We start from the raw sequence: 21317 nt of genomic DNA on the forward strand, positions 1-21317 counted from the left end.
CAATTTTTATTACAAACTATGAAGTCATTTCAAGACGCCTTGGCCCAAAAAATAATTGACTCTTTACCCAATAACTATGGGATTGAAAATTTTGATACCTATCGATTTGGTGCTTTTTTAAAAGATTCTGAAAGTATTAAGAAGCCAAAAACTTTAAAAAGCAGATTTAAAATTTTAATTAAAAACCTTATAGGTTATCACCCAGAGCATAACGTTTACATTTCAAAAGGACAAAAGCTCATAGGTGAATATTTGAATGAGTTTGAACTTTATTGGTCTCAATTAACAAAAACTGATGGTGAATTGTTGATTAGTTTGTTAGCATATCGAGTTTTAGGCTATACAAAGGTTAAATTACCGCGTAATAATAAAGATTATTGGGAATCTATTGATAAGGCTAAACAATTAGCTGATTTTGATGACGCGCTAAACCCTAATTTCATGCATTTTATGCTTTATAAATTTAATTTAGAGTCTGTTGGGTATCCTATTAGCTTGTATTTTTCTGAATCTCGTGTAGCTGTTGATTTTTTGATTGAACAATATGCCTATAAAATAGATGGACAGGAAATTATTGCAGCTACTGAAGGTGATACCGTTTTAGATTTAGGTGGATGCTGGGGAGACACTGCGTTATATTTTGCAAAAAAAGTTGGCGCATCCGGTCATGTCTATTCTTTTGAGTTTATTCCTGAAAACATCAAAATTTTCAACAAGAATGTTTCTTTAAATAATAATTATGAGAAACGCATAACTTTAGTTAATAATCCTGTTTCAGAGTATTCTAATGACACTATTTTCTTTAAAGATAATGGCCCCGCAAGTCGCGTAGAATTCAATTCATTTCCAGAACAAACCGGAACTACTCAAACCATATCCATTGATGATTTTGTAGTAAACCAAAAATTACATACTGTAAATTTTATAAAAATGGATATTGAGGGTGCTGAATTACCTGCATTAAAAGGTGCCATTCAGACTATTAAAAAGTATAGACCTAAATTAGCTATTGCTATTTATCATAGTATTCATGATTTGGCAGTAATACCTGCTTGGATATTAGACTTAAATTTGGATTATGATATTTTTATTGGACATTATACCATTCATGCCGAAGAAACTATATGTTTTGCTATACCAAAAAAAAATAACTAATAATTTACCATTACTAGTCTGTAAATTTTACCCAAGAAATAAACGTTTAAACATAAACGAATAGCCTTTTATAGAAACAACTTTTTAAAATGACAAGAAACCAATTTTTTATATATGGAAATCCTAGATCAGGTTCTAGCCTTTTAAGGTTGTTACTTAATAGTCACTCAAAGATTTGTGTACCGCCTGAATGTGGTTTTTACCATTGGTTAGCCTCTAAATATGGGTCATGGAATCAATCCAATTTAAATCCTATAGATATTGATAATTATATTGATGACCTTCAGAACTCTAAAAAGTTTGAAACGTGGTTGCTCCCTAGTTCATTAATTCGAAAGGTTATTGACGACAACAGACCACAGGATTATAATGCGCTTTCTACCTGTGTTTATTTGAGTTATGCTTTTTTACATGATAAACAACCTGAACTATTAGGGGATAAAAATAATTACTATATTAAACATCTAGATGAATTAGACAGGATGGCGCCTGATAAATTTATTATTCATATTGTGAGGGATGGACGCGACACCGCTTGTTCATATAGGGAGATAAAACATATAGACAGCTCCCATAAATACAAACCTAATTTGCCAACTGACATCACTGAAATTGCTGAGGAATGGCGTGTTAATAATTTAAATATATTTAATTTCTATGAAACCCGAGACAACTATATTTTAATTAAATATGAGGATATTTTAAAAACACCAATTAAAGCGCTTTCTCAAATTCTTGAGGCCTTACAATTAGAATTTGAACCCGAGATGCTTGATTTTTATAAAAATAACCAGCTAAAACAATTGGAGCCTAAAGAAACCGTAGCCTGGAAACAAAAAACATTGCAGCCTATTGATGCTAAAGATATTGGTATCTATAAACGCAAATTGGCTAAATTAGAGATTGAACAATTTAATAAAACTGCTAAAGACGCCCTAAAACTTTTTAAATATGATGTTAAGTGTTAGACTTCAATGCTACAACCATGGTTTATATATTCAGCAAGCCTTGGAAAGTGTCATTATGCAACAAACGAATTTTCCATTTGAGGTTGTTATAGGTGATGATTTTTCGACAGATGATTCGTTAGCTATTATTGATGCCGTTATTGCTAAAAACACCAATACCCAGATTACGTTTCATGTGTTGGATAGACCTGTTGGAGGCACCTATTGGAAGGACAGGCAAAAGCTAGGCAGACTTCATAATTTCGCCAATATTATTGATAATTGCCAAGGTAAATATATTGCATTATTAGATGGTGATGACTATTGGACAGACCCTTTGAAACTGCAAAAGCAGGTTGATTTTTTGGAAGGTAATTCAAATTATGGTATTTGTTTTCATAATGTGGAACAATTAAATTTGTTACATACAACGGAGCGCACTATTATTCCTGGGGTTTTAATAGATACCAATTATACACTTTACGATTATATCCAAGCTAATAAAACCGCTTCTTGCTCTATTGTTTATAGACGTACACTATTTGATACTATACCAGATTGGTTTGTAAATTTACCATTTGGTGATTTAGGATTGGTTTTAAGTGTGCTAAAGAATTCTGAAAATAAAAAAGGGCATGTGCTGTACGATACCATGGCCGTTTATAGGTTGCATGATGCTGGTTTGCATGGTAGTTTGCATAAAACTAATAAAGGTTTAATTCTAGCCTATAAACAATACCTACAATTTATAAATTTGATAGAAAAACGACTGTTGCACGCGCCAGAATATAAATTGGCACTTGATGAAAATAAAGTAAAAATTTATGCTAAATTATCAGATCTAACAAAACGTGAGCGTAATTTGTTACAATTTGTTAATTATAAATTGCATTGGTATTATAAATTAACATATTTAAAACTACATTTCTGAAAATTCTAATAGTTAATACATACGATAGAGGAGGCGCAGCAAATGCTTGTTTGCGCTTGCATGAAGGCTTATTGAGTGAAGGTATTGATGCTAATGTGCTTTTAAGACATAAGGAGAAATCATTAGCTAAAACATTTCAATTTCATAAAAACCATATACCCAAAAGTAAATTTCATATTTTAAAAGAAAAAGTATTGCTTTTTTTACGTGTTATGGGTATTTTTAACAAACCAAAACAAACTGAAGAACAGCAATTTTTAAAAAAAAGGGAACCTGGTTTGGAATTATTTAGTTTCCCACATTCTAATTTCGACATCATCAGTTCTCCACTTTATCAAGAAGCCGACATCATTAATTTGCATTGGGTAGCCAGTTTTTTAGATTATGAGTCCTTTTTCAAAAAAAACACCAAACCCGTAGTTTGGACTTTGCACGATATGAATCCATTCACGGGTGGCGAACACTATCTGGAAACAGTTTTAGGTATGGATGCTTCTGGATATTCTATGCCGCGGGAGCTATCAGAACAAGAGAAACGTGTTTTTAAAGAAAACGTAACTTTAAAATTTAAAGCCATACAATCTGCCTCAAATATTAGTATCGTTGCACCTTCAGAATGGTTGCGTCTAGAAGCTCAAAACAGTACTGTTTTTAAATCCAAAAAAGTGTATTGTATTCCTTATGGGATTAATGCTGAAGTATTTCAACCCAGAGACAGGAATTACTCAAGAGCCATTTTAAATATCCCAAAAAATAAAAAAGTGATTTTATTTGTAGCGGATTCCATTAGTAATCACCGAAAGGGATATGTCTATTTATTAAAAGCTTTGGACTTGTTGCAACGTGATGATGTCGTTTTATGTGCTGTAGGGAATAAAAAAAGCGCATTAGAGTCCGTTGAGAATACCATAGAATTAGGTTCTATTTATGATGAACGCTTAATGAGTATGGCCTATTCTGCTGCTGATGTGTTTGTTATTCCCTCATTAATGGATAACTTGCCAAACACTGTTTTAGAATCGCTTATGTGTGGTACACCCGTTATAGGGTTCCCAATTGGTGGCGTTCCAGATATGATTCAAGATGGAGAAAATGGTTTGTTGACTAAAACGGTTAATAGTATGGCATTATTAGACACGATTGACACGTTTCTTGTAACCATGGAATCATTTGATAGAAAATCTATTAGAGCGAATGCCATAAGAAAATATGATTTAAAAATTCAAGCAGATTCGTATATTGACTTGTTTAAGACTATATTAAAATAATAAGAGGTGTCAAGTTTAAAATGAAAAATCAAAAAACAGCATTAATTACAGGGGTCACCGGACAAGATGGTGCCTATCTGGCCGAACTTTTGTTAGAAAAAGGCTATCAAGTACATGGTATTAAGCGTCGTGCCTCTTTATTGAATACCGATCGGGTAGATCATTTATATCAAGATCCTCATGAAACAGATATTCGGTTTACCCTACATTATGGTGATTTAAGTGATGCCATGAATATTACCCGAATTATTCAAGATGTGCAACCGGAGGAGATTTACAATTTGGGTGCCATGAGTCATGTAAAAGTAAGTTTTGATACACCAGAGTATACGGCTAATGTTGATGGTTTAGGTACTTTGCGGATTTTGGAAGCTGTACGTTTATTAAACCTTACAGAAAAAACTAAAATCTATCAAGCTTCCACGTCGGAATTATATGGTTTAGTACAAGAAACCCCGCAATGTGAAACCACACCATTTTATCCGCGATCGCCTTATGGGGTTGCCAAATTATATGCGTATTGGATAACGGTCAATTATCGAGAAGCTTATAATATGTTTGCTTGTAATGGGATTTTATTTAATCATGAATCCCCTTTGCGTGGGGAGACTTTTGTGTCCCGAAAAATTACACGAGCTGCCAGTAGAATTGCCTTAAAACAACAAGACGTTTTATATTTAGGTAACCTAGATGCGCAACGCGATTGGGGTCATGCTAAAGATTATGTAGAAGCCATGTGGCTGATGTTGCAACAAGAAATCCCTAGAGATTATGTTATAGCTACAGGTGTTACAACCACCGTTCGAGATTTTGTGAATATGGCTTTTCAGGAAGTTGGGATTACCCTGACCTTTAAAGGAACAGGAGCTGATGAGGTGGCGGTAGTTTCTGCTTGCCATGATTTGGAATACCAATTGCCCATTGGCCAGGTAGTTGTAAAAATTGATCCTAATTATTATAGACCAACAGAAGTAGATTTATTAGTGGGAAATGCGGATAAATGTAAAGAATTGTTGAATTGGGAGCCGAAATATACCTTGGAGACATTAATAGCCGAAATGATGGTTTATGATTTAAACCTGTGCCAGAAAGAAGCCTATTTAAAAGCAGGTGGTTTTGATTCCAACTCACAGAAAGCCTCTTTTAAGCATGAATAAAAACGCTAAAATATATGTTGCTGGTCATACTGGGATGGTAGGTTCTGCCATTATGAGAGCCTTGGAAGCCCAGGGGTTTACGAATTTGCTTTATAGGAGCTCTAAAGAACTGGATTTGACTGAACAACAAGCCGTTGCTTATTTTTTTAAAACCGAAAAACCAGATTATGTGTTTTTGGCAGCTGCTAAAGTAGGAGGGATTGTAGCTAATAATACGTATCGTGCCGATTTTTTATATGAGAATCTTATGATGGAGGCGAACGTGATTCATCAGAGTTATGTGCATGGCGTCAAGAAACTTTTGTTTTTAGGGTCGTCCTGTATCTATCCAAAATATGCGGAGCAGCCAATACAGGAATCTAGTATGTTAACTGGTGCTTTAGAACCGACCAATGAGCCATACGCCATAGCCAAAATAGCGGGCGTTAAACTCTGCGAAAATTACAACAGACAGTATGGTTGCGATTTTATTTCCGCTATGCCTACTAATTTATATGGGCCCAATGATAATTACGACTTAAAAAACTCACATGTCTTACCTGCCTTATTAAGAAAGTTTCATGCCGCGAAAGAAGCCAATTTGCCTCGTGTTGAGGTTTGGGGTTCTGGAAAACCCATGCGCGAATTTTTGCATGTGGATGATTTGGCTGAAGCTTGCTGCTTTTTAATGACTCATTACAGCGGGAATGCGCCTATTAATATTGGTACGGGAACAGATTTATCTATCCAAGATTTAGCGCATTTAATCCAAGATATCACCGATTTTAAAGGTGCTATTGTTTGGAATACAGACAAGCCCGATGGGACGCCACGTAAATTATTAGACGTGAGCCAGATTCATGGTTTGGGCTGGAAACACAAGATAGGTTTGAAAGACGGGATTCGTTTAGTTTATAATGAGAAGTTTTTAAAAGAGAAATAGACTATGTTAATAACTATAATCACTATAAATTATAATAACCTCGAAGGCTTAAGACGCACAATGTTAAGTGTCTTAAATCAAAGTTATAAAAGTGTGGAATATATTATAATTGATGGTAATTCAAACGATGGAAGTTCTACGTTTATTGAAGAGTATTCTGATGATTTAGCATTTTGGGTCAGTGAACCTGATGATGGAATTTATCAAGCAATGAATAAAGGAATTAATAAAGCATCAGGTGATTATATATTATTCCTCAACAGTGGTGATTATTTGGTTTCCGATTTTATTTTAGAAAAGGCTATTACCTATGATTTTCAGGAAGATCTAATTTATGGTAATCTCTTACTTTTTAATAATAGAAAACCTGAAATTAAGGAATTTCCTAAAATTTTAGGGTTTAGTTATTTTTTTGATAAAGGGTATTTACCACATCCTGCTACGTTTATTAAACGTTCGTTATTTAATACTATTCATTACTATAGAGAAGACTTCAAAATTGTATCTGATTGGGATTTTTTAGTAAGTGCTGTTTGTAAACATAATGTTTCGTATAAGCATATAGATTTACTTATCACTGTCTATGATACAGATGGTATTTCTGGAAACCCTGAGTTTAGGTCAATATTACTTTCTGAAAAAAAACAAAGTCTTCTTGATAATTTCCCAGCTTTCTACGAAGATGCAAAAAAAGCTCTATCAGACACGGACTTTTTTAAAAGTCATGAATATAAACGATATAGCGAGATTAAAAGTAATAAATTAATGGGGAAGCTAAATGATTTGTGGATGACGCTGCTTCATAAAAGTCTGAAAGCTGTAAAAAAAATTAAAAGCATAGTTGGAGTATTTAAAGTAGAAAAGAAACGGAATTTGAAATCCGTTTTTCCAGGGTCAAAAAATTATTGGGAAGAACGATATGTTCGTAAAGGAAATTCTGGTTCTGGAAGCTATGGTAGATTGGCAGATTACAAAGCAGAATATTTAAATGATTTTGTTAGTGAAAATGAAATTAATACGGTTGTAGAGTTTGGTTGTGGAGATGGTAATCAATTAACTCTAGCAAATTATAAAAATTATATTGGATTTGATGTGTCGAAAAGAGCCATAGAGATTTGTTTGTCTGAGTTTAAAGGAGATAATAGCAAGTCTTTCTACACAGTAAATGATGTGCTTTACGGTACGATAAAATCAGAATTAATACTTTCACTTGATGTTATATACCATTTAACAGAAGAAAATATTTTTAAACAATATTTAACAAAATTATTTGAAGCTTCCACAAAATATGTGATAATATATTCTAGTAATTATGATTTTAGAATAGCTGAGCATGTTAGAAGTTGGAAATTTACGGATTGGATTGAAAAAAATTTATCTTCAGAATGGAAATTGGAAACTTTTAGTGCCAATAAATATCAATTTGATACAACAAAACCAAATGATACTTCAATGTCGGATTTTTACGTTTATAAACGCTTGAACTCTGATTAGGTTATATGAAATAGACTTAACAATAATGATTTAATAAATGAAAACAGTTTGTTTTGTAGTACCCAGTTTCCCCACCTTCTCAGAAACATTTGTAACAAGCCAGGTTTTGCATACAAAAGCACATGGTTTTGCTGTTGTTATTTTAACCAAAAAGCTTTTGTCTTCTAGTGCTTCTTCTCAAGAAGAACTTTTAACAAGACATAATATATTTGATCAGACCTATAAAGTAGATTTTAAAATACCAAGAAGTAAAATAAAAAGAAGAGTTAAAGCTTTTTTTCTAATATTTAAGTACTTGAAATTTTGGTTGCGAGTAAATAATATACCTGTAAGAGAACGGTTTTCAACTTTGCCCTTTCAGCTTAATTACTACAATCAATTTAAAGACATATCGGTTTTTCATATTCAATTTGCATTGGCCGGGTTAGAGGTGGCTCAAATGAAATCAATAGGGCTGTTACAAGGTCGTATTATCACCACTTTTCATGGGTATGATGCTCATTTTCAAAATTTGGAAGTATTTAACACTATGCAAAGGCAATATAAAGGGCTTTTAGAAGCGTCTTGTTATATAACTGTAAATACGCCATATTTAGCTGAAAAGGTAAAACTTTTAGGTGCGGATTTAAAGAAAATACGACTTATTCCCATGGGCATTGATTTGGAGTTTTTTCAAGCTAAAGTAGAAAAAAGTTTGCCTACTAACTCACCTATACATTTAATATCTGTTGGGCGGTTAATAGAACTTAAGGGATTCGAATATGCTATAAAAACTATTAAACTACTTATTGATCAGGGGTATCGGGTTACATATACTATTGTTGGAGGAGGCCATGAAAAAGATAATTTGTTAGGATTAGTGGCGGCGCTTGACTTGAAAGATTCTGTGTTTTTAGTAGGCGTTAAAAACCAGAAGGAAATAAAGGATTTATTAGATGAACATCATATTTTTTTAATGAGTTCCATTACTGATACTACTAATAGGGCAGAAGCGCAGGGCGTTGTAACTGCAGAAGCCCAAGCCATGGGATTACCTGTAGTGGCCTTTAACAGTGGAGGGGTTCCTTATACGCTTTCTGATAATAAAACGGGATTTTTAATTGAAGAGAAAAATATTGAAGATTATGCGGCAGCCATACTAAAACTGGTAAATAACCCTAGTTTATATAATACGATGAGTGCTGCGGCCAAAGATTTTGCAGCGACTAGTTTTTCTAGAGACATATTGAGTGCCAAGTTTTTTGAATTATATAACTAAAAATAATATTCATCCGTTTTTTCATCTTTCTAATTCAATTGACTTTGTATATTAGTCCCGTAAAACGTTTTCATGTTCGTGCAACCACTTGTTTCCATTATTATTCCCACGTTTAACCGTGCCCATTTAATAGGTGAAACGTTGGATTCTGTTTTGGCTCAAACCTATACCCATTGGGAGTGTATAGTGGTTGATGATGGGAGCACGGATGGCACCCAAGCACTGGTTACAAATTATATAGATAAAGACAGCAGATTTCAATTTCATAAACGTCCAAATAGCCATTTGGCAGGTGGGAATGGTGCGCGTAATTATGGGTTTGAATTAAGTCAAGGTGATTATATTCAGTGGTTTGATAGTGATGATTTGATGCTGCCCCATTTTATAAGTTTAAAAGTTATATTGTTTAACAATAATATTGATTTTGTAGTTTGTGAAGGCGCTTTGGTTAATGCGGAATTAAAAAAACAAATGAGTCTTACTATTAAAGTGAAGGAATACATTTTTAAAGATTATTTGTTTTGGAATTTTCAAGTGATAACAAATTCAGTACTTTTTAAAAAATCTTTTCTAAAAGGTAAATTGTTATTCAATGAAAACCTCACTAAAGGACAAGAAACTGAATTTTTTTCTAGACTTTTTTATAAGATCCATGAGGACTCCTATGCCATTGCAGGTCAAGAACTATTTTTATATCGTTATCATGAGCATTCCAAAACAACGCAAAATGAAACTTATATTGAATCCTATAAGGCGTCTATTTCCTATACCTATATCCAAAATTTAAAAAGGTCTATTGCACTTCATGATTTGGGACTCATTCGTTTTAATTATGAACCCTTAATGCGTTTATATTATGAGGCATATAGTTTTAATGATGTAAAAAACCGTAAATACATTACAAAAGAAATGTCAAGATTATTTATAGACAAACCAAAATATTTAGACATAATTTTTTTATTAAATGTGATGACTATCTTTCGTTTTAATAGTTATAAATTATATGTTTATTTAAGAAAACGGCAAATAAACTTCTAATATGAGCATACCCAAAACTATACATTACTGTTGGTTTGGTAATACTAAAAAGCCTCAATTGGTTTTGGATTGTATTGCAACGTGGAGACAGGTGTTGCCAGACTACCAAATTATTGAATGGAATGAAACTAATGTTGATTTGACGCCAGAATTTGTTGCGTATGCCTACAATAAAAAAAAATGGGCTTTTGTCTCTGACTATGTTAGGTTAGATGTTTTATATAAACATGGCGGTGTTTACTTAGATACGGATATGCTTTTTTTGAAACCAATTGATGATTTTCTTAATTATGATTTATTTTTTGGTGCCGAAGAAGAACGGTTTATAAATTGTGCTATAGTTGGTTCCATTGAAGGACATCCCTTCATTAAGACTTGTATAGAAAGTTATGATACAATGTCCTTAAAGAATATTGAATTTAATAAAATTACAATCCCTAAAATTTTGACATCCAATTTTCGTGATTTTTATCAATTTCATGGGAAGTTTAAGAATGTTTTAAAAATGGATGGTGTAGTTGTATGTCCTAAAGATTATTTTTATCCCTATAGTTATGAGGATGCTGAAACGAATACGGACTATATGAGTTATGTAAAACCAGATACGTATGCTGTACATTTATGGCATAAATCGTGGGTTGAATATTCTGAATTTTATTACCTAAAAAAAAGATTCTATTACAAAGGGTTTTTAACAGCCTTTAATAATTTATGGTGCGGTAAGGAAACTTTGAATAAGCAGTATTTAAAAATGTTGGGTTATAGTATGAAACAATCCATAAAACGTTCTTAAGGTGAATAATTCATTAAATCCTCCATTGGTCAGTGTTATTTTAACAACATATAATAGATATGTTTATTTGGAGGAAGCTATACGTTCTATTGCTAATCAAACGTATTTGAATGTTGAGATACTATTAATTGACGACGGATCGGAACCTGATATTTCTGATAAAAATAAATTGATATGTGAATTATTCTCCCATTGCACTTATTATTTTAAACCCAATACAGGTCAGCCAGATTCCAGAAATTACGGGATACATAGGGCTAATGGTGACTATATAGCTTTTTGTGATGATGATGATTTTTGGCTACAAGATAAATTAGAAAAGCAGGTTGCCATTTTAGATAGGCATCCAGAAATTGGCTTAGTAACAGGAAATATAGAATACGTGAATAGCGATGGCGTTCGTACTGGTCGTGTTATTGCACAAACAGGGAACCATGGTTATGTATTTGAAGATTTTTTATTAAAAAATAGAACAACATCGATAACACCTTTGCTGCGGAAAAAAGTTTTTGACACCGTAGGTTATTTTAATCCAAATTTCACCATTTTTGAAGATTGGGAGTATTGGAGACGCGTCGCTTATTATTATCCGTTTTATGCATTGAAAGATGTTTTAGCATGTGTTAGGAAGCATGATACTAATATGACAAAAGAAATTGTTATAGATCCATTTGAACAATATAGACTTTACCGTATTTTAACTCAATCACTCTTAAAATGGGGTATCAACCGTTTTGGTAAAACTGATAAAGAGTTAATTGCACGGGTTGAGGCGAAACGCTATAAACAGATTCTGCGGAATCATTGTAATGGTTTTAGAAAGAAATGGTGTTTATTCCGGGAAATTATTAGTAATGATATTTCTGATGGCTTTTATTTTGTTTATTTATTTTTTAAATATTGAGATATGAGCAGCACATCGTTGAAAGCGATTAGTAAATTCGCAATATTCTTATTTTTATCAAGGATTTCCATCTAAAAGCCACGATTTATTATATTATTTTCCAATTATGCATTTAAATGAATTTTTGGTAGGTAATCTTTTAGGCTTAATTTTTGTAAATAAAAGAATTATAAGAAATATGATTTTATTATTATTGTTCTTGTAATTTTAACCATATTGCTTTTAAAATTTAAAATAGGCATTAATTATCATAATGGGATGTTAGCTTTCCTGTTTGTACCCATAATCTATTGTATAATATCTTGTAATAAAGGGAACTTATCAAAGCTCATGAGATTTGATTTTTTTATATTTTTAGGAGAGATTAGTTATGGCATTTATATTTTGCAAAAACCCGTTTTTCTTTGGGTAACCAAGATTTTAAAACATTATTGATTTAGCAATTTGAATGTTATATTTTACTTGTCATTAATTTTGTTGTTAATTTTAGCTGCAATTAGTTATCGATTACTAGAAAAGCCATTGCGCAAAATTATTAATGAGTTAAAATTATTAAATGATTTTGTGCTTTGGAATCTATTTATTTTGAGAAAAAAAGTAAAAGCTTAATTTAAAATTTAATAAATTATTTTATTTATAGAATGAATTTAAGGTTAATTAGTTATATCGATTTAGATGAAAAGTTTTGGTATGATTTTGATTATTTAGTAACTATGGAGGTTGAGCATATTGTTCAGTTAAACTCTAACTGGTTGCGAGCATATATTGATAATTATTTAAAAAAGAGTCAACTTAAAATACTTTGTGTCTATGCTGATAATAAGCTTGTTGGTTGTTTGCCTATGCAACTTGAAAAAAGTCGCGCCACTCGATTTTGGTCATACCATATTTTAGAGATTTTAGGTAATGGCCCGACAGATTTTTTTGATATTCCTTTAAGAAAAGGACTTGAAAAGGATATTTTGTTGTTAATGATCAAGTATTTGAAGAAAAAATACTTTTGGGATCGTATTGTTTTAAAAAACATATCAGAAACTTCAAAAGTAATTACACCCTTAATACAAGCTCTAAATGAGCATGGGTTGGCGTTTGATTTAAGTAGACCAAATGGTTTTTACTGGGTGGATACTAATTCTCAAAATTGGGAAACATACGAGAGAGAAGAGTTTTTAAAAAACAATTCTGATTTAAACAAAGCAGAAAGACGCTTAAAAAATGATGGAATTGAGTTATATATAGAAATTTTTTATACGGATATATACTTAAGACTTATTGATAATATAAACCTGTATGCAACTAGGAGGGACTCCTTGGGACAAGTAAATACTTACATGACAGCTGAAAGAAAAGGGTTTTTAGAGCAGCTCATTACACTTTATGAAAAGAAGAATGAAGTGGAATTAACGTTGTTAATGGATAGCAGTCAAACCGTATGGGCGTTTCAATTAGATTGGGTGTTTAATTCTATAAGATATCACTGGAATCATGCTTATAATGAAGATTTTAAAAGGTATTCACCAGGTAAAGTTTTATTGAAGGAATTAATGATTAGAAGTTTTAATGATCTTAATATCAAAAGTTGTAACCATATGCGTGGTTTATCGGATTATAAAAGTAAATTAGTCAATAGGAATAATATGTTTATTCAAATTGAGATAAATAATCCAAAGTCGTTTAGATTGAAAGCGACGAAATTAGTTAGTAAAGGATTTAAAATATTAAGACATTAATATGGTTAAAAAGAAGGTGTATTTATTAATTACCATAGATACGGAATGTGATAAAGATCCTAATTGGGAAATCCCTAAACCCATATCATTTAGAAATATTGCATTACAAAAATCTCTTTTGGAGCCTATTTTTAAAAAATATAATATTAAGGCAACTTATTTGTTGAGTCCAGAAGTTTTAATGGACGATTCTAGCGTACAAATATTAAAAACCATAGAGAATGTAGAGTTTGGAACTCATTTGCATGAAGAATTTATTGGTCCTAATGCCAATTTTGAAGCCAATAGAACGAAAAACATTCAAGCTAACTTAAGTTATGAAGTAGAAAAAGAGAAACTGGAAAACTTAACTCAATTATTTAATACTAAATTTGGATATTTACCTAAAAGTTTCCGTTCTGGTCGTTTTGGTTCAAGTACTTATACTACCAATATCTTACTTGATTTGGGGTATAAAGTAGATTCCAGTGTAACTCCTTTTAAGACACTGTATTTTGATAATGGAAAAAAAATAAATCATTGGGGTATAAAACTAGAACCCTATTATGTTATTAAAATAAATAATAAAGATAAACTACTACAAATACCACTTACTTTAATAAATCGTGATTTTGAAAAATTGCCTAGTTTTGTATTAAGCCATTTAGAGAGTAAAACTACTGTATTTAAAAAAGTATTAAAGAAGTTTGGTTTTACTTCAAAAACAGAATGGTTGCGACCTTATAGAGCAAGTTCTTTAGAAATGATTAACATATCAGATTATGTGATAAAAAATCATTTTAGAGAAAAACAGTATGCGATATTAAATATTATGTTCCACAGTAATGAAATACTGGTAAATGGAAGTCCTTACTGTAAAAATAGTGAAGAGGTTAGGGATTTTCTTGATTCATTAAATGATTTGTTTTTGCACTTAAATAATAATTACACACTATGTTCTACAGGATTAGAAGGCTTATACGACTCTTATGCCCAACTTTGAATATTGAACTGATGTACGTTCACAGTTTAGAAATTGTACAACAAGTACGCCCGAAAATTGATATAGAGGTTATAGAACTTTATGAAGATAACATAGAACTTATTCATTCCGTAAAATATTTGGATTTGAGTCGTTTGATCCAGAGATTGCAGAGAGGAGATAAATGCTATGTTGCTTTAGTTAATAATAAACCCGTGAGTTATCATTGGGTTCAATTTATGGGTTTCCATTTTATTCAACAGGCTGGAAAGAAAATAGAAATTAAACCCGGTGAATTTTGGATTTACCATGTTCGTGTTGCAGAAGCTTTTAAAGGTAATAGAATTAATGGCTTTGTTTATAGTGAAATTTTGAATAATGCAAAAGTATCTGGATATGATAAAGCGTGGGTATATACTAATTTTAATAATAAAGCCAATAGAAAGGGTTTGGAAAAATTAGGATTTCAAATTGATCATAGGATTTATAGTGTAAAATTTAAAAATAATTATTATCAATTTTATAAAACTCGTTAATTTTGACTATTGTTCATGTATTTGCTTCCTTTCCCAATGCCAGTCAGCCTTATAATTTAAAGTTGATAAAACGTTTGATAGCCTCGCAAGTTGACTGTAAAGTCATAACTTTCGGTAAGAGTAGTAAACAGGATGGTTTAAAAGTTCATTCATTTAAACATTATAACTATAGATGGTTATGGTATGTATTCATTGCAATTAAAAATTGTAAACTGTTCTTTAAGTATAAAAAGCAGGCTGGATTGCGCTATAAAAAAGCCATATTTTACTTTGGGAGGTATGCCACTATTATAAAGTTCACTCCAAATGTTATCCATGTACATCATATTCAATTGTTGCAACCTCATTTGATTTCATTTTTTAATATTTTAAATATTAAACCTTTAGTTTCTGTTAGAGGTAGTGATGTTTTGGTAAGACCATATAGGTCTAATAAGGAGATGACCTTTTTATTAAATGTCTTTGAAAACATATCTTATGTGCATACAGTTTCGGAACATCTAAAAATTAGTCTAGATAAGCTAACAAAAAAAACTTTTGAATTTTTTGTGATTCGCAGAACTGTAGAAGTAGATTCTAAAATTGATGATTTGTCGTATAAAAACAATTGCATAAAAATTACTACTATAGGACGCTTGCATTGGACAAAAGGTTATCGATTAGCACTAGAAGCGTTGTTCATCTTGAAAAACAACGGTATTGATTTTGAATATCATATTTGCGGATCCTATACGGATGAGCAGTTTGATGAACTTAAATTTTGTTTGAATGATATGGGACTTGAAAAATATGTGACTTTTCATGGACATCTAAATAGTCAAGATTTAGACCAAATGTTAAGACAAACAACTATTTACTTACAATGCTCATTAACTGAAGGCATACCCAATACTCTGTTAAGAGCTCTATTTTATAGAATTCCTATAGTAACTTCGAACGCAGGAGGGATACCTGAAGTTTTTAGGAATAAAAAAGATGGCTTTATGGTGGAGAAAGGAAATTCATCATTATTAGCAGAGGCATTAGATGCTCTTATCAGTAACAAGGAATTAATGACTACCATTCGGAATTCGGCCAGCCTCATTAATTCAAATTACGATGAGGAAATCAGTGCTTATGAAAATATGTATGATAAAATTACTATTTAGATAAATAGGCTTATTGATATTTCATCCTTGATCATGATAACATGCTACTGAAATCTATAGAATTTATTTATTAATCGATTTTTTTGCAGAAAAAATAAGTAGATAATCCTAACATATTATTTCCAATAAATTTATCTACGCTTGATTTTATTCCCAAGTAAGTAAACAATTTTGTAGCTTTTGTATTGAATAACAGTTTATGTGTTAAACTTAAATGTGGTTTAAAATAAAATGAGTTTTTGATTAATATTTTAAATCCTGATGACTTCAATAACTTTTCAATTTCGGCTGGTTTGTTCCAATCTTCAATTGGTTGGTATTCATTTTTTAAAATACCTGTTTTTTTGTATTTGCCATTGGGTGTCGTCAAATACAAATAGCCGTCAGCGGCTAAAAGCTTGTAGATTTTATCTAAATATTCTGGTTTATCGGCAAAAGTGATATGTTCATAAACTTCAGATGAAATACATAAATTAAAAAAATTATCTGGTATATTTTGATCAAAAGCATCTGTGACACTCCAAAGTTTTTTAATAAAAGGGAATTTTTTTTGTACTATTTCTAACGAACTCGGTGTAACATCAAAACCATAAAGGTTTTCAAATCCCATTTCGTATAAATAATGAAATAACCATCCGGAACCACATCCGTAATCTATACATTGAATGCTTTTGTTTTCTTTAAAATATGTATTTAATAACATTGATAAATTATATAGTCTTTTTTTTTTAGTTGGCCCAATTTTAGACCAATTTTCATTTTGGGACCATCGATTTAAATAAAATTGATCTACATTCTTCATAAATATATTTGTTTGCTTAAAACTAACAAATTTCGATTTAAATTAGTTCATTTATTTATATATTTCATTAGAATTTGACTAACCTCTTTTTTTTATTTATAAATAGTTTTTATACTTAAATTGAATCTTATTATATTAGTCCTCTATAAATGCTATGACTATAACCACTCCAATCATCCCTAATAAACAAACGTTTGCAAAACGACCAAATAAACCTCATGAGCTTAATTTAGAAGCCATTTGTGTTTTTATGGCTACGGGTTTTTTTATGGGTAGCGATACCTATTGGAAAGACGAAGTTTGCTTGCTTCCTGGCCATAACCATACCATAGACGACGTGGGTTTTTTAGTAAACAGTGAACCTTGGTTTCATTGGCATTATACACCTCGGGACATTTCGTTTGAAGATACTTTGGCTGAATATATTGAATTATTACGCAGCATTACGAAAGAGCAGGTGGGTGATAACCCCGTTATTCTGCCTCTGTCTGGAGGTTTGGACAGTAGAAGTCAAGCGCTGATTTTAAAAGATTTGCCTAACTCTGTGCATGGGTATAGTTATAGTTTTAAAGGAGGCTTTGCAGAGCATGAGATTAGTAAAGACATTGCACAGGTTTGTGGGTTTAGCTTTAGTCCATTTATCATTCAACCAGGGTATTTATGGGATTGTATTGATGAATTGGCCCAAATTAATGGTTGTTACTCCGAGTTTACCCATCCGCGGCAGATGGCTATTTTGCCCGAGTTGAAAGCTATGACTGGGGTGTTTTCATTGGGGCATTGGGGTGATGTGTTGTTTGATCGTGGCGCTCCGGAACAAACGACTGAAGCAGATATTATTCCATTACTTTTTAAGAAAATGGTGAAGCCTAAAGGATTGGAACTTGCCCAGCAGTTATGGCAGCTTTGGAATTTGCCAGGCGACTTTACATCGTACTTTATGGATCGGATTGAAACCGATTTATCTGCAATTGCCATAGACAATGTGAGTGCTAAAGTTCGTGCCTTTAAAACGAGTCAGTGGGCGCACCGTTGGACAACGACTAATTTAAGTGTGTTTGCTGCAGCACATCCTATTACGTTACCGTATTATGATAACCGGATGTGTGATTTTGTTTGTACAGTTCCTGAAGCCTATTTGGCTGATAGACGCTTGCAAATAGCCCATTTGCAGCAGGACGAAGGGTTAGCTAGTATTACTTGGCAAGACCATAAGCCTTTTAGTCTAAACACCTATTTATATAATAAAGTCCCTTATAATTTGCCGTACCGGGTTTGGAATAAATTGCAACGCACAGGGCAAGCTTTAATGGGGGAACCCTATGTACAACGGAATTGGGAGTTGCAATTTGTAGGAACTGAAAATAACGAGGTTTTAAAAAGTCATATTTTTAATACAGAGTTTCATCAGTTTATTCCTGAATCTATTGTGCAAGACATCCATCAGCATTTCTTAACAACGGATCCCGTTCATTACTCACATCCTTTAAGTATGCTCTTGACTTTGGCTCAATGGCACAAACAATATAAAAAATGCCTATGAAATTATCAGTCGTAATTCCAGTATACAATGGTGAGAATTTTATTAAAAGAGCTTATCAATCTGTCAAAGCACAAAATTTAGAAGCTATTGATTACGAAATTATATTTATAGATAATAATTCGACAGATAATTCAGCGGGCTTAATTCAAGAATTATTAGAAACAGATAGTAAGGTGAAATTATTTGTCCAACCTAAACAAGGTGAGGCTCATGCTAGAAATAAAGGTATAGAAAAGGCGCAAGGTGAATATTTGCATCAATTAGATGTGGATGATGAACTATATCCTAAAGCCTTAAATCGAATGATAGATGTACTTGATAAATATCCAGAGGTTGAGGCAGTTGTAGGTCGTATGGTGAAATCCAATGAGGATTTATTTAATACTGTTAAACCAAGGGATGAGACTCATGCCGTAACTTTTAAGGAAAAACCGTACTTAGGTTTAAAATGGTTTTTAGATTTAAGTTCGGTAGTTGGTGAAGCTGCATTTATGCACCGTAAATCTGTTTTCGAGAAAATAGGAATTTATAATACGCATATTTCAATGGGAACCGATACCGCTTTGGATATTAAATTAGGGATGCTTTGTAATGTTGCCTATATTGACACCTACATATATTTGTACTTTAAACATTTTGATTCTATCACTTCCGAATCTAAAAGAAAAATAAATCAAGTTCATCATTTATGGTCTAGGACTATAGAGGCTGATTTACCCTTGTACTATGAGCATAACCTGGACGAAGAGTATAAAGTTCATCTTTTTAATCAAGTTTTTAATACGATGGGTAAAATCATTTATTATTCAGATAATTTTGCTGAACGTTATATGGCTTTTAAAAAGATTCCCTCACAAGTTAGTCCTTTAAGAGTAGCATTTAGAATAAAATTGTATCTTATAGTTTTAGTGTTTTTACCAATTGAAATTTTATTAAAACTATATCTTTATTATTTATCTAAAGCTTATGTGCAAAAGCATATAAGCGAGTTTTAATAATAAATTAAATAAATTATGCGTTTATTAAAACATGCTTTGAAAAAAGTTATCGTGATACAATTATATAATCTTTACGTTACTGATAACGCATTTATACAAGCTGATATTGAACAAACTATAGAGGTTAGAGGCTGTGTTACCAAACCAAATACGTTAAAGAAGAAGTTTGAGCATTTAATGATTTATTATCCCGACTTTGCTTTTGTTTTTTTTTGGCGAATTAGAGGACAGAATTACCGTTGGAAAAAATGGTTTACAGATGATATTCCTTGTAAAATATTTAGAAGCACCAAAATTGAAGGTGGATTCATGTGCTATCATCCGTTTGCAACGGTTATTAATGCGAAATCCATTGGATCGAATTTTCAATTTCGGAATGGTTTAACCATTGGGAATAAAGCTAATGATAACACGCAGTTGCCTATCATTGGTCATGATGTTACCGTTGGTGCTAACGTTGTTATTATTGGTGATATTATTATTGGAGACCATGTTGTTATTGGTGCAGGATCTGTGGTTGTTAAAGATGTGCCATCCAATTGTGTTGTAGCTGGGAATCCTGCCAAACTAATACGTAATTTGCCTCATGAGTAAACGCATTCGGATATTATATACTATTCCTAACTTTAACACTGCTGGAAGTGGCAAGTCCGTTTATGACTTAGTAAAAGGGCTAGACAGAACGATTTTTGATCCTGAAATTTGCGTTTTCCATAAGAAAGGTGCTTTTTTTAAAGAGGTTGAAAGGCTAGATGTGAAGGTTCATATATTTCCATTTACGGCAAGGTATAGACCTAGAATTACTTTTTTATCCAGAGTATTAAAAATTCGTCGGTTTTTTAAAGACCATCAATTTGATGTGATACACTCTTGGCATTGGAGTTCTGATATTTCTGAACCTTTGGCCGCTAAATTAGCAGGTATTCCATATGTGTATACTAAAAAAGCGATGGGTTGGGGGAATCGGTATTGGACATGGCGTTCTCAATTAAGTACCAAAGTAATTGTGGTAAATGAAGATATGATAGATCAATACTTTTCAAAAATGCTCCATAAAATCGAACGGTTTCCATTGGCTATAGATACCCAAGTTTATAAGCCTGTAATTGATACATGGGATATAACTAAAGAAACGTATTTTAAATCTGACGATTTTGTGATACTTTCTGTAGCCAATTTGGTGGCGGTTAAAGGAATAGAAATTCTTTTTGAAGCTGTGCAAAAATTGGAAGATGATGCTGTGAAAATTCTTATAGTAGGAGATGATGAGGGTGATTACGGACAAAATTTAAAAGCGCACTATGGTAACAATACAAATTTTGTATTTGTTGGGAAGCATTTAGATGTACGACCGTTTTTAGATTTAGCTGATTTGTTCGTGATTCCAACTAAAGATGAGGGACGACGAGAAGGGATTCCAAACGCTCCGTTGGAAGCTATGGCTATGAGGTGTGTTGTGTTAGGTTCCAACGTGTCTGGTGTAAAAGATATATTAAAAGAATTTCCGGATTGTTTATTTGAAGCCAGTAATGTAGACGTGTTAGCAAAAAAAATTAACACTGTTAGGCAAATGTCTGTTGAAGCTAAAGAGGATCTTGCTTCAAAAATGCGTGATCAGGTTGTAAAAGAATTTTCTATAGAAGATTTTTTAAAAAAGCATGAAACCTTATATTTAAAATTGGTTAAGTGATTTTATAAATGAAAATTAAATGTAATTTATGAATAGTACAAT

20 protein-coding genes are annotated in these 21317 nt (G+C 32.1%); 19 read left to right on the forward strand and 1 reads right to left on the reverse strand.

What is annotated here, in order from left to right; genetic code table 11:
• Positions 1–18 precede the first annotated feature (18 nt).
• The 15 genes from ES675_RS13760 (at position 19) to ES675_RS13830 (ending at position 16242) form a co-directional block, all read left to right on the forward strand.
• A complete protein-coding gene (locus ES675_RS13760; RefSeq protein WP_066250291.1) occupies positions 19–1155 on the forward strand; it encodes an FkbM family methyltransferase in 1137 nt (378 codons plus the stop codon).
• Between the two features lie 89 nt (positions 1156–1244).
• Positions 1245–2123, forward strand: coding sequence for a sulfotransferase family protein (locus ES675_RS13765; protein ID WP_066250294.1), 879 nt, complete (start codon positions 1245–1247; stop codon positions 2121–2123).
• On the forward strand, positions 2107–3033 hold the full coding sequence (locus ES675_RS13770) for a glycosyltransferase family 2 protein (protein ID WP_066250296.1): 927 nt from the start codon (positions 2107–2109) through the stop codon (positions 3031–3033). Before ES675_RS13765 ends, ES675_RS13770 begins: the two co-directional genes overlap by 17 nt.
• Before the next feature lie 56 nt (positions 3034–3089).
• Positions 3090–4301, forward strand: a complete 1212-nt coding sequence (locus ES675_RS13775; RefSeq protein WP_066250300.1) for a glycosyltransferase — start codon at positions 3090–3092, stop codon at positions 4299–4301.
• A 20-nt stretch (positions 4302–4321) separates the two neighbouring features.
• Positions 4322–5458: a GDP-mannose 4,6-dehydratase gene (gene gmd / locus ES675_RS13780; protein ID WP_066250305.1), complete on the forward strand. Its 1137-nt coding sequence runs from the start codon at positions 4322–4324 to the stop codon at positions 5456–5458.
• On the forward strand, positions 5451–6380 hold the full coding sequence (locus ES675_RS13785; RefSeq protein WP_066250308.1) for a GDP-L-fucose synthase family protein: 930 nt from the start codon (positions 5451–5453) through the stop codon (positions 6378–6380). The genes gmd and ES675_RS13785 overlap by 8 nt, the downstream gene beginning before the upstream one ends.
• 3 nt (positions 6381–6383) lie before the next feature.
• Positions 6384–7874 carry a glycosyltransferase gene (locus tag ES675_RS13790; protein ID WP_066250310.1) on the forward strand — a complete coding sequence of 497 codons (1491 nt, stop codon included), beginning with the start codon at positions 6384–6386 and terminating at the stop codon, positions 7872–7874.
• 37 nt (positions 7875–7911) lie between these two features.
• Positions 7912–9132: a glycosyltransferase gene (locus tag ES675_RS13795; RefSeq protein WP_066250315.1), complete on the forward strand. Its 1221-nt coding sequence runs from the start codon at positions 7912–7914 to the stop codon at positions 9130–9132.
• A gap of 72 nt (positions 9133–9204) precedes the next feature.
• Positions 9205–10170 carry a glycosyltransferase family 2 protein gene (locus ES675_RS13800; RefSeq protein WP_066250318.1) on the forward strand — a complete coding sequence of 322 codons (966 nt, stop codon included), beginning with the start codon at positions 9205–9207 and terminating at the stop codon, positions 10168–10170.
• Position 10171: 1 nt separating this feature from the next.
• Entirely contained in the window at positions 10172–10963 is a 792-nt protein-coding gene (locus ES675_RS13805; protein WP_148367510.1) for a glycosyltransferase, read from the forward strand.
• Position 10964: 1 nt separating this feature from the next.
• Positions 10965–11867: a glycosyltransferase family 2 protein gene (locus tag ES675_RS13810; RefSeq protein WP_066250329.1), complete on the forward strand. Its 903-nt coding sequence runs from the start codon at positions 10965–10967 to the stop codon at positions 11865–11867.
• A 641-nt stretch (positions 11868–12508) separates the two neighbouring features.
• Positions 12509–13597, forward strand: a complete 1089-nt coding sequence (locus ES675_RS13815) for a GNAT family N-acetyltransferase (RefSeq protein WP_066250333.1) — start codon at positions 12509–12511, stop codon at positions 13595–13597.
• A 1-nt stretch (position 13598) separates the two neighbouring features.
• Positions 13599–14579 (forward strand): polysaccharide deacetylase family protein, encoded by a 981-nt coding sequence (locus tag ES675_RS13820; protein ID WP_066250338.1) that lies wholly within the window; start codon positions 13599–13601, stop codon positions 14577–14579.
• Entirely contained in the window at positions 14576–15094 is a 519-nt protein-coding gene (locus ES675_RS13825; RefSeq protein ID WP_148367511.1) for a GNAT family N-acetyltransferase, read from the forward strand. Before ES675_RS13820 ends, ES675_RS13825 begins: the two co-directional genes overlap by 4 nt.
• A gap of 2 nt (positions 15095–15096) precedes the next feature.
• Positions 15097–16242, forward strand: coding sequence for a glycosyltransferase family 4 protein (locus tag ES675_RS13830; protein ID WP_148367513.1), 1146 nt, complete (start codon positions 15097–15099; stop codon positions 16240–16242).
• Between the two features lie 70 nt (positions 16243–16312).
• Here the strand turns inward: ES675_RS13830 and ES675_RS13835 are convergent, their stop codons facing one another.
• On the reverse strand, positions 16313–17044 hold the full coding sequence (locus ES675_RS13835) for a class I SAM-dependent methyltransferase (protein ID WP_148367515.1): 732 nt from the start codon (positions 17042–17044) through the stop codon (positions 16313–16315).
• A gap of 154 nt (positions 17045–17198) precedes the next feature.
• Between ES675_RS13835 and ES675_RS13840 the strand changes: the two genes are divergently transcribed.
• The 4 genes from ES675_RS13840 to ES675_RS13855 are packed head-to-tail and all read left to right on the forward strand — an operon-like array spanning position 17199 to position 21275.
• The gene (locus ES675_RS13840; protein ID WP_066250361.1) at positions 17199–18587 is read left to right on the forward strand and encodes an asparagine synthase-related protein; all 1389 of its coding nucleotides are present in this window, start codon (positions 17199–17201) and stop codon (positions 18585–18587) included.
• The gene (locus ES675_RS13845; RefSeq protein ID WP_066250365.1) at positions 18584–19582 is read left to right on the forward strand and encodes a glycosyltransferase family 2 protein; all 999 of its coding nucleotides are present in this window, start codon (positions 18584–18586) and stop codon (positions 19580–19582) included. Before ES675_RS13840 ends, ES675_RS13845 begins: the two co-directional genes overlap by 4 nt.
• 54 nt (positions 19583–19636) lie before the next feature.
• Entirely contained in the window at positions 19637–20179 is a 543-nt protein-coding gene (locus tag ES675_RS13850) for an LbetaH domain-containing protein (protein ID WP_211362533.1), read from the forward strand.
• Entirely contained in the window at positions 20172–21275 is a 1104-nt protein-coding gene (locus ES675_RS13855; RefSeq protein ID WP_066250372.1) for a glycosyltransferase, read from the forward strand. Before ES675_RS13850 ends, ES675_RS13855 begins: the two co-directional genes overlap by 8 nt.
• Positions 21276–21317: the final 42 nt, after the last annotated feature.

This window comes from Algorimicrobium algoritergicola, assembly GCF_008086165.1.
GTDB lineage: Bacteria > Bacteroidota > Bacteroidia > Flavobacteriales > Flavobacteriaceae > Algorimicrobium > Algorimicrobium algoritergicola.